The sequence below is a fragment of the Ruegeria sp. CDSA020 genome (assembly GCF_059612345.1).
This window is the reverse complement of record NZ_JBXWQK010000018.1, coordinates 1-10,218: the sequence shown is the minus strand read 5'-3', so window position 1 is coordinate 10,218 and position 10,218 is coordinate 1. Positions and strand designations below refer to the sequence as shown.

General features: G+C 52.7%; 12 protein-coding genes. 2 read left to right on the top strand and 10 right to left on the bottom strand.

Translation table 11 applies throughout. The features are described 5' to 3' along the window. Positions 1-534 precede the first annotated feature (534 nt). The 7 genes from uxuA to AC2FJW_RS19505 form a co-directional block, all read right to left on the bottom strand. Complete coding sequence (gene uxuA, locus AC2FJW_RS19535) at positions 535-1,770, bottom strand: mannonate dehydratase (protein ID WP_496751177.1); 1,236 nt, start codon at positions 1,768-1,770, stop codon at positions 535-537. 31 nt (positions 1,771-1,801) lie between these two features. Beyond that, positions 1,802-2,722, bottom strand: coding sequence for a sugar kinase (locus AC2FJW_RS19530; RefSeq protein ID WP_496751176.1), 921 nt, complete (start codon positions 2,720-2,722; stop codon positions 1,802-1,804). A 5-nt stretch (positions 2,723-2,727) separates the two neighbouring features. After that, on the bottom strand, positions 2,728-3,039 hold the full coding sequence (locus tag AC2FJW_RS19525; RefSeq protein WP_142640366.1) for a cupin domain-containing protein: 312 nt from the start codon (positions 3,037-3,039) through the stop codon (positions 2,728-2,730). An 18-nt stretch (positions 3,040-3,057) separates the two neighbouring features. Then, the gene (locus AC2FJW_RS19520; RefSeq protein WP_496751174.1) at positions 3,058-3,801 is read right to left on the bottom strand and encodes an SDR family NAD(P)-dependent oxidoreductase; all 744 of its coding nucleotides are present in this window, start codon (positions 3,799-3,801) and stop codon (positions 3,058-3,060) included. A 96-nt stretch (positions 3,802-3,897) separates the two neighbouring features. Then, the gene (locus tag AC2FJW_RS19515; protein ID WP_496751172.1) at positions 3,898-5,208 is read right to left on the bottom strand and encodes a TRAP transporter large permease; all 1,311 of its coding nucleotides are present in this window, start codon (positions 5,206-5,208) and stop codon (positions 3,898-3,900) included. Beyond that, a complete protein-coding gene (locus tag AC2FJW_RS19510) occupies positions 5,205-5,699 on the bottom strand; it encodes a TRAP transporter small permease (RefSeq protein ID WP_282027911.1) in 495 nt (164 codons plus the stop codon). Before AC2FJW_RS19510 ends, AC2FJW_RS19515 begins: the two co-directional genes overlap by 4 nt. A 93-nt stretch (positions 5,700-5,792) precedes the next feature. Continuing rightward, positions 5,793-6,776 (bottom strand): TRAP transporter substrate-binding protein, encoded by a 984-nt coding sequence (locus tag AC2FJW_RS19505; RefSeq protein WP_496751171.1) that lies wholly within the window; start codon positions 6,774-6,776, stop codon positions 5,793-5,795. 341 nt (positions 6,777-7,117) lie between these two features. Between AC2FJW_RS19505 and AC2FJW_RS19500 the strand changes: the two genes are divergently transcribed. Continuing rightward, a complete protein-coding gene (locus AC2FJW_RS19500) occupies positions 7,118-7,798 on the top strand; it encodes a GntR family transcriptional regulator (RefSeq protein ID WP_496751169.1) in 681 nt (226 codons plus the stop codon). Between the two features lie 517 nt (positions 7,799-8,315). Here the strand turns inward: AC2FJW_RS19500 and AC2FJW_RS19495 are convergent. From AC2FJW_RS19495 to AC2FJW_RS19485, 3 genes are all read right to left on the bottom strand, one after another. Continuing rightward, complete coding sequence (locus AC2FJW_RS19495; RefSeq protein WP_170424991.1) at positions 8,316-8,597, bottom strand: type II toxin-antitoxin system RelE/ParE family toxin; 282 nt, start codon at positions 8,595-8,597, stop codon at positions 8,316-8,318. Beyond that, positions 8,594-8,878, bottom strand: a complete 285-nt coding sequence (locus AC2FJW_RS19490) for a CopG family ribbon-helix-helix protein (RefSeq protein WP_496751167.1) — start codon at positions 8,876-8,878, stop codon at positions 8,594-8,596. Before AC2FJW_RS19490 ends, AC2FJW_RS19495 begins: the two co-directional genes overlap by 4 nt. 95 nt (positions 8,879-8,973) lie before the next feature. Beyond that, positions 8,974-10,029: a helix-turn-helix domain-containing protein gene (locus AC2FJW_RS19485; RefSeq protein ID WP_496751165.1), complete on the bottom strand. Its 1,056-nt coding sequence runs from the start codon at positions 10,027-10,029 to the stop codon at positions 8,974-8,976. On the opposite strand from AC2FJW_RS19485, the gene AC2FJW_RS19480 reads away from it, so the two are divergent. Further along, positions 10,028-10,218 (top strand): hypothetical protein (locus tag AC2FJW_RS19480; protein WP_496751163.1); only part of this gene is annotated, 191 nt, incomplete at its 3' end. The genes AC2FJW_RS19485 and AC2FJW_RS19480 overlap by 2 nt on opposite strands.

The following is a 10,218-nucleotide window of genomic DNA, read 5'->3' as shown; positions in this document are numbered from 1 at the left end:
AGCTGGCCTCCATCGCAGATACCGGCTTGAATCACGATCAGCGGGCGCTGTGAATCCCTTTTGTCAACACGACCTAGCCCCACGCGTTCGCAAGATTACCAAATCCTTCGGATTGCCGTTTTCTAACGATCCATCAATCCAAGTGCAGACATCCGTGCAATTTGCAGCATTGGTTAGAATGGGCGCGCTCCGGACCTTAGCTGCGAGGGACACCAAATGCGGGAGGGCCGACAAACCGGACTTGTGCAGTCGCAGCTATTGCTGACGCAGTAACACCTCGCATCTGCGGCATGGCTAACCTCCTGGGTGAAGCAGCCGGTACATCCCATTAACGGACATCTAGGCGCCGACAGTTCGACCAACCGGTTTCCTCGAACCGGACCTTCATGCAAAGCGCAGCATTTCCAAACGCTCAAGACCCAAAGCGCGCACACAGCGGACTTCTGCCGATAGGTTACTTTCGTCTTCTGATCACATACTGGTATCATCAAGCCCGGCAAAAGGTCTGATCAGTCCGGAGGAGCAGACGCTCACTTAAATGCCGCGAATATCGGCATCGGACCCAGGTGAAATCAAAGTGCAACCGTGCATAACACCGCGCAGTTCGGCGAGGCCGCGCATTCTGCCTATGAGCGGGTAGCCGGGCTGGGAAGGACGAGTGAGATCGTTCAGCAAAGCGTGGCCATGGTCCGGGCGCATGGGAATCTCATAATCTGATCGCCCCTGATTGCGGCGCCGCGTTTCTTCGACCATCAAGGCGCGAATTGTTGCAACCATATCTGTGTCTCCTGCCAAATGTTCAGACTCAGAAAAACTATGGCGATTGCGGTCGCTTGAACCGTCCCGCACGGTATTGCGAAGATGTACAAAGTGGATCCGATGGCCGTGCTGAGCAATGAAGGATACTGGGTCGAAGTCTTCGGCAACACCCAATGACCCGGTGCATAGCGTTGCTCCGTTTGCCGGGCTGTCAACGGCATCCAACACGGTCGCGTAATCACTTTGCGACGACATGACCCGTGGAAGCCCAAGCAGTGGAAAAGGTGGGTCATCCGGATGGCAACAGAGCCGGACGCCGAGGCCTTCGGCCGTTGGAACAACCTCGGAAAGGAATTCAACCAGGTTGGAGCGGAGGGTTTCGGGCGTCACGCCAACATATGCGTCGAGGTTTCGTTTCACGTCCTCAAGAGACCAATTGTCGTTCGCCCCCGGCAAACCAGCGACGATATTGTTCGACAGTTTCAGGCGATCTCCATCACCCAGATCTGCAAACCGGGCCCGTGCGGCTTCTATGATCACCGCTGAATAATCTTGCTCCGCGCGTTGCCTGCATAGGATGAAACAATCGAACATGACAAAATCCAAGAGATCAAACCGCATTGCGTGCCCACCATGTGGCAGCGGATGGCTCAGGTCTGTGCGCGTCCAATCCAGCACTGGCATGAAGTTGTAGCAGACTGTGTGAATGCCACATTCGGCCAAATTACGTAGGCTTTCCTTGTACATTTCAAGGTGTTGCCTTACCGGGCCGGTTTGCGATTTGATCGCTTCGGACACCGGAACGCTTTCAACAACGTCCCAGGTCAATCCAGATGGAACGCCTCCGGGCTGCTCAATCTGTTGCTGCCGCTCTTTGATGTGCTCGACTGACCAAACCTCTCCTGTTGGAACATGGTGCAAGGCTGAGACGATGCCGGTTGCACCGGTTTGCCTGATTTGGCCAATGGAGATCGCATCAGAAGGGCCAAACCAGCGCCAAGTCTGTTTCATGATCTTGCTACTCCTTGATCAAGACGTATCACTAACCCGTCTCATCCTTACCAAGATCTAAGTTAACCGGGACGAGTGCGCCTTTGTGACGGACGACATGGCCTGCCAGACGACACCCCTTGCGTATGCCTGTTGCCAAATCATCCTGCCTAACAACGCTTACCAAGACACCTGCATTGAAACTGTCCCCTGCCGCAGTGGTATCGACAATGCCCGTCGCTGGATCAACGCCTACCTCTCCACGTTGACCTGCTTTTTGAAAAACCACAGGCTGCGCGCTGTTCTTGACGACAATCTGATCGACACCAGCCTTTGCATACCGATCCAGCGTCGCAATTGAATCGCCGTCCCCGAACCATACGGCTTCGTCATCATAAGATGGCAGAACGATATCGGATTGCGCAGCAGCTTTCATAACTGTGTCTGTCATTTCCTGCGGCGTAGACCAAAGCTGTGGTCTTAGATTTGTATCAAAGGCAACAGTCGTTCCGGATGCACGTGCACGACGCAACGCATCGAACAGCATTTCGCGTGATTGTGGATCGAGAATAGCGAGGGTTATTCCAGAAAAGTAGATTAAGTCTGCGCCCTTAACTGCCCGCCCGAGTGCAATCTCGTCGACCGCAAGTTGCCTGGCGGCAGAGTCGCTGCGCCAGTATGAAAAACTGCGCTCACCATTGCTGAGATGGATGAGATATAGCCCAATCGTTTTGCCCGCAATGACTTGGACGTGCGTGTCGGATATCCTGCTGTCTTTCATGAACGCCCGCAGATCCTGCGAAATCGCATCATCTCCGACAGCCGTCAGATAGTTGACGTCGATATCTGCGGCGATTTGTGCAAGATACCATGCTGTATTGAAGGTATCGCCCGCAAAACCAAGCTTGAATTCACCAACCCGTTCAGATGGGGCAAGTTCTGCCATGCATTCGCCGATTGCCAGTACACGCATATCAGTTACAGAAAATCATCGCGGCGGGGCGTGAAACTGTCGACCAATGTCCCAGGTTCCAGGCATGTGCAGCCATGGGTTTGGCCGGGCGGGATGACAAAACTTTCACCGGGGCCAAACTCTTGTTCGTGCTCACCCAACGTAAACCGAAATCGACCGCTTTCGACATAGGTCGCCTGCACATGCGGATGGCTGTGCAGGGCACCAATCGCCCCGGTCGCGTGAAACCGGAAGGCAACAACCATGAGGTCAGGATGATCAGATAGCACCTGCCGCGTGACATGTTCACCTGTAGAGACGATCGGGAAATTGGGCACAGGTTCTCTCCTTGCTTGTTAGGAAAACAGCATGCCACCGTTGAGATCAATGTTTGCGCCCGTGACGAAGGCACTGTCCTCGCAGGCCAGAAATAAAACGAGATTTGCAGCGTCATCGACATGACCCTGACGCTTTAGCGGTGCGTTGGCTTCAAAGCCGCGTCGACCAGCATCAGGTGTATGAACATTGTGAAAATCGGTATCGATCATGCCAGGACAAAGTGCATTCACACGAATGTCTGGGCCGACCTCTTTTGCCAAACCGCGTGTCATGGTCATGACCGCGCCCTTGGCTGTGGCATAGGCGACGGCACCCGGTCCACCACCATCGCGCCCGGCCTGACTGGCGAGATTGACGATAGTTCCAGACGTCATCCTGGACAGGCAAGCCTGCGTCATCAGGAATGTGCTGGTCAGATTCAGGCTCATCACGGCGTCCCAATGTTCAACAGACATTTCCGCAATGGTTTTGCGGGCGATCAGACCGCCTGCATTATTGACCAGAATATCGACGCCGCCAAAGGTTTCGACCGTGCGATACACAAGCGCGTCAACATCCGCCTTCTTGTTCAGGTCGCCCTGCACGGCAATCGCCTTACCGCCGTTGGCTTCGATTGCGGCAACAGCTTCATCCGCGCCGTTTGAGCTGGAAAAATAGTTGATCGCAACATTTGCGCCTTCGGAGGCGAGTTTGATCGCAACCGCGCGGCCAATATCACGGCCTCCTCCGGTTACAATGGCGGTTTTACCTGCAAGTTTCATGTCGGTCCTTCCTATTACAAAGCGCCAGCTTCGCTTGTGTCACGGGTTTCAGTTGGCGGCCCTCTCAGAGCGCTCACAGCGCAAGTTGAGACGCCATTATCGGAACGCCCCCGGCATAACTGCCTTTGGGAGCCACAGAATGATTTCGGGGAATGCCGCCAACAGAATGAGGATGACCAGCATTGGGGCAAGGATAAGCACGACCTCACGCAGGACTTGCACAACATTCAGGCCGCCAATTGCCGCTGAGATCAGCAGGCACAAGCCGTAGGGCGGCGTCACCAGCCCGAAGGCAAGCGAAACGATACCGATGATGGCAAATGCGATTGGATCGACCCCACCCGCCTGTGCCACCGGCATCAGAACCGTGCCAAGAATGATGATTGTCGGGATTGCATCGATGAACAGGCCAAAGAGAAGAAACAGAAGGGCAATCAAGATAGCCGTTCCAAATGCCCCGAACTCCCAAGCAGTCAGAACGCTGACAATCAGGCGCGGCGCATCGTAGAACGACAGTAGCCATCCGAATGCCGAGGCGGTGCCGATCGCAAACAGAGAGATGGCTGCAAATCGTGCGGTGTCATAGAGGATCGTACCCAAATCTCTGACAGTGACCGTCCGATAGACAAACATACCCAAGATCAGCGCATAACCCGCCGCTATGATTGCACTTTCAGTTGGTGTGACAAGACCACCTACAATACCGCCAATCACAAAGACCGGTGTCAAAAGGGCCAGTGCGGCGCCTTTCCAAGCGGCCCAGAATTCACCCCAGTTCGGCGTCGCCGTCACCGGGTAATTGCGGGCTTTTGCGAAACCATAGACCGTAGCCATCAAGGCGAGGCCAATCATCAGGCCCGGAATCGCGCCGCCCAAAAACAATGCGCCGACAGAGACCTGCATGACACCGCCCCAAACGATCATCAAAATCGACGGCGGGATGATGACCCCCATCACCGAAGAGCAGGCCGTGATAGCAACGGCAAACTGCGTGTCGTACCCCTCTTTCTGCATGGCTGGGATCAGGATTTTTCCGATACCCGCCGCATCTGCTGTGGAAGATCCGGAGATACCAGCGAACAGCATCGACACAGCGACATTTACATGACCCAATCCGCCGGGCATCCAGCCGGTTAGCACACGGGCCAGTTCGATCAGCCGGTCGGTTACTTTGCCGGAATTCATCAGGTTGGCCGCCAGTAGAAAGAATGGAACGGCCAATAAGATGAAGGAGTTATAGGATTGGAACATCCGATCCAGCACGATGAACGGGGTCAGCCGCAGCTCAAGCAACACAACCGGGAGGGTCGCCAAACCCAATGCGAATGCCACTGGGATGCGGATGAAAATCAGCACCAGAAAGCCAGCAATAAGCATCGTGGCGGCAGTTGCAGTATCGAGGATCATGTCTGGCTGCTCTCTCGGTTTAGATATTTCGCGATGGTTTCGGACAACCGGTAGCCTGACAGGAGAAACCAAAACCCTCCGGCAATCGGGACCGATACGTGCGTGATCGCGAGGTTTGCACGCATCATTACAGATCGTTGGTTGCCCCCAAATTCGGTGTATTCGATGCCGTAAAACAGGAAGAACGCCCCAAAAATCATGATGGCAACGTGAACGATGCCGTCTTGGAACAAACGTGGCAGCGGTCTCATTGCGTTGCGGGTAATTCGAACGTCAAAATGGGTGCCGTCCCAAACAGCGACAATAGACCCGATCATCACAATCCAAACGAACAGGAACGTCGCCAGTTCTTCGGTCCAAAGATAAGTTGGGATCAAACCGGTGTAGCGAGAGACAACTTGCATCGCAACCGGTATCGCCAATGCCCCCATCATCACGCCAAGCAATATACGAAGCCCAGTGCAGAACCTATCCAGATATTTTCCAAGCATGTTCCACCCTACATCGCAATGTGACGCGCCAAGCGCATCGGGATTTATGCCAACGGGCGAGTTTGATTACTTACTCGCCCGTCAGCTGGGAGATCACATTCCGCGAACGTTGTTGAGCAGTTCTGTCGCGCCCAGCTCTTCGGCATAGGCGTCCTGCACTGGCTGAACCAGTTCCAGCATTTTCTCGCGACCCTCGAACTCATGCACTTCGATCTGACCTGCGTCGATCATTGCCTGAAGTTTTTCGCCGTCCTGACCGCTCTCCAACGCGCGGCCAAAAGCACCGGCCTCGGTGCCGGCATCCATGATAGCGGCTTGCAACTCAGCAGGCAGTTCATCGAAGATTTTTGCTGACATCACAATTGGGCGCACCGTGATCGTGTGCTGGGTCAATGAGACATGCGGCGCAACTTCGTAGAACTTCAGGTTCTGGATCGAGGCCGCTTCATTCTCAAATCCGGCAATGACGCCTGTTTGGATTGCGTTATAGACTTCGTTGTAGGCAATGGCAGATGGTGCCGCTCCAACAGCTGAGAATGTCTGGGCCTGAATTGGGGCCCCCATGACGCGCATACGATGTCCTGCAAGCTCTTCCATGTTTGTGATGGGCTCAGCAGAGGCGAGATTCCGTACACCACCGCCGTGATACCCGACGATCACGATACCTGCAGCTTCGCGCAGATCGTCCTCAAGGGGTTTCAGCGCATCCGACGAAAGGACCGCATCCCAGTGTTCAAGATCACGGAACAGGAAAGGCATATCCATCAAAGGAATGGAATCTGAAAACACCGCCATGTTGGACGGGGCAAGGATCGTATAATCTACGGCGACACCTTGGTTGAGGTAGGTGACGTAATCGGATTCAACCCCAAGCTCACCATTCAGGCGCAGATCAAATTCGACCTCGCCATCATATTTCTCCGCGACCAGCCGTTCAAACTCGCGCAAGGTCTTAGTGAATGCATGTTCTTCATCAAACATGCTTGCCCCGCGCAGTGTGACATCAGCCTGTGCGATTGAAACCCCGCTTAACAAAACAGCCGTCGCAGCCACAGACTTTAGTGAAAAATTGAACATTCTATCCTCCCAGATCAGGTTCAGGTCTTGTTTTCTTCCAGTCGTCTTTGACCGGCGATCGTGTTCGAAACCTTGCAAGTGGTCACGCCAGATCAGCCTTCACCCCAATTTGGATGATCTGATTTCCTCCCAGCTAGCACACTTGCTCCGCCCTCGTTGATGGGCACACCCAACACGATAACTGGGATACTAGTCAACATCTATTTTCTAAATACTCTTTAGATATGTGATATTTTCCTTTTAGAACAATGAATATAATGTAACCTAGTATCCTAATTAACTCTATTAATTCCCTCTCTGATCTGCCACAATGTCGCCAAACAGAGGTTGGAAAACAAAAAATGGCAGCTTTGGGAACCCTTGAACGTACGACGAGTAGCGATGTCGTCTTTGACGAACTGTTTGGACAAATCACCCGCCTGGAGCTGCTTCCAGGGACAAAGATATCCGAAACGGATGTTGCGAAATCATTCGGGTTTTCACGCCAGCCTGTGCGCGAGGCTTTCACGCGACTTTCCAACCTCAATCTCCTTTTGGTGCGGCCACAACGCGCGACAGTTGTTCGACCGTTCTCACGCCAGCTCATCGCGAATGCCCGCTTTGTGCGTGCCGCAGTCGAATTGGAGGTCATCCGCACTGCCGTGTCAGATCGCGACAAGTCGGTAGACGCGGCATTAAAAGCCAACCTTCGTGAACAGGCGGATGCAATCTCAGCAGAAGATGTCAATTTGTTCCATGATCTGGACTACCAGTTTCACAAACAGCTTTGCGCCTCGGCCAAACAGGCGTTTGCGTTTGAAATCATCGCCGAAAACAAAGCGCAGGTTGACCGCCTTTGCATGCTGGCGTTAACCAGCAAAGAAGCAATGGATGATTTGTATCTGGATCATCAATCTCTTTTAAAGGCCCTGTTCAGCGGGGATGCGTGGGCGGCGGATCAAGTTCTTCGTACGCATCTTGACCGTTTGACGCCAACCATTCAGGCAATCTACACAACGCATAACGCATACTTTGATGAATAGGTAGCTAGATATCGGATGGCTTTTCGCCCCATTGCCCTAGTCTAAATTCATACATATTAGTATCGAGTAATTTAAAAAAAACCGCATGAACAAATTGCGGGTCAACGGTTTTTCCCGCCTTTCACAGAAACTCATCCTGTCAACCACGCAAATGTTGCGGACTAGGGTATCTGCAACGCCAGCTTAACGCTTGGCAAAAGAAAGCAGCAAGGAGCTCTCAAATGTTTGATCTTGTTGTGGGGATCGCAACGTCGACTGCCGTATTGGTGCGACCAAACATCTTTGGAATGTGCTGTTGAGCCTGACGCAAGTTCTATCGGGCTGCTAACCCAGCGCAATCAGCCTAATACTTACAATGAATGACCGCTATCGCTAGAGTGTTGGCCTTGTTCGCCACCGCAGCGAAAGTCCGATTTCCGCCCCTGTTCAGAATCTAGCGATCTAACAGCAGAGTAGGTTCGGTTGCTTGCCCGCCCCTACCCTGCCCGCTTGATGCCACCAATTTAAACTCCTGGTTTCAGTAATCCGCGCCCTGCCGGGTATCCCATAGACGCAGAATTTCTATCTGGGTGGGCATTACACGATAGATCAGCGTGAATGGGGTTCGCGGCACTGAGAGCTCCCGTATGTCTCGGCGTGTGTCACTCGGGTGACCTGCATAAGGGTTGGCTGCAAGAGTAAGCTGAATGGCTTTGAGCTGAGCTCGTGCCCTTTCGCTGCCTTCAGGAAAAACTGACGTGTAGTAGTAACGGAACCATTGAATGTCCCGGGCCGTATCTTCGAGAAATACAATCTTCATTGGCTATTGGATTGCCCGCTTGCTACCGGAGCCGAAAGTTCATTCTCGGTATCCCAGCTGTCTATCCAGGCATTCATTTCGTCTGCCGTGATGAACTTGCCTTGGTCTGCTTTTACAACAGCGGCATCAATGGCTGCACGTTTAGCGGCTTTGGATTCTAACATCATTCTAATTGCCCGTACGGCGAGTTGTGCAGGCGGTCGATCTTCGATCGCAGCTTCCCGTTCCAGGGTCTTTCTCAGGTCTTCATCGAGACGGATTGAATATGGGCTGGTACTCATCGCAATCACCTGTTTCCGTATTGTAGTACAATGTAATACATTGGCATTCTATTCACAATAGACCGATGGCATGTACTGCACCTATTGTTCTGAACTCATGAGCGTGAGGAGATATCATGGGTATGCCCTGCACTTCTGCGGATTTTTGAACTATGCGCCAACAATGCGGTTGGTTGCACATCTCCCCGATCGATTTTCGAGGTCAGAGTAATCAAATAGGCTTGGTGAGATTTTATGTTCTCAGCTTGTTGAAAGATATATCCGAGCACCATGAAACGGAGAGCTGGGCCATATGTAGATTTCATAGCATACCAGGTCTGACCAAATCGTAGGTACTCGGCGATATCGTCCATAAGCCGGTCACAATGCGACTGATCCCGGGCAAAGCGAAGTTCCGAGCACAAACGTGGAAAGCTGCGCTCCATTTGATCTGGAGAAACTTGAACCTGAGAATGTTTTTCTTTCTTAACTATCGGATTCAAAGAGTCCTCTTTGTGCCCCTCATTTTCATGGTCATTGGCCCTCAAATTTTCTGTGTCTGCCTGTTTTATCTGGGAGATTTCCACAGAGATCTCCGCCAGAAGTTCGCCTAGTACATTTGCTTCTGGTTTGCGACGCAGAGCATTGCGCACGGTGGCCATCAAATCTGAGATCGCGGTGTCGTCTGCTACGAGCTCTCTGAGGCGCGCCAGAGCGGCCGATACCTTGTCGCGGAGTACAGTGAACTCGAGAACTCGATCAGCGTGCCTCTGGGCTTCCTGGATGAACTCAGAGTGCCGTTCAGATAAAGGCATCAAGGACAGTCCAGTTGCAGTGACCACCCTGCCCTGTCGGTTCCGACGTGCCCAACGTTTACCGTTTGCGCTCATGACGCGACGGATAAGCCCAAGCTCAACCAGCGCCGAGATATGGCGTTCAACAGTCTGCACGCTGACATGAGTTCGTTTGGCGATCGCTACGTTGGAAGCAAAGCAGATATGATGATCATCCTGATCCGCAGAAATCTGATCCCCACTCATAAAGGAAATCATCGCTCTCAGGACATTGAGAGTTGTGGATTTTACCCCAAGAGGTTCTCTGGCCTCTTCAACGGCCCGAAGAAGCATCCATTTTTTTGGCGTACAAGTCCCCTGCCCTGCCGTTTCCGACATGGCTGCTCCATTTGGAGCCAATGTTTGTAGTGTTTTCATAATTATCTATCGGCAGACAAAAATTACCCGTTCGCTCAAGAGCGTTTTTTCTTGTATGGCGATTCGGGTGCTGCTAGGTCATGTTGACAAATGGCGGATCCAGAGGCGGATCGAAATGATATCTACGAAGCCAAGGAAGCTTTCGGCTGT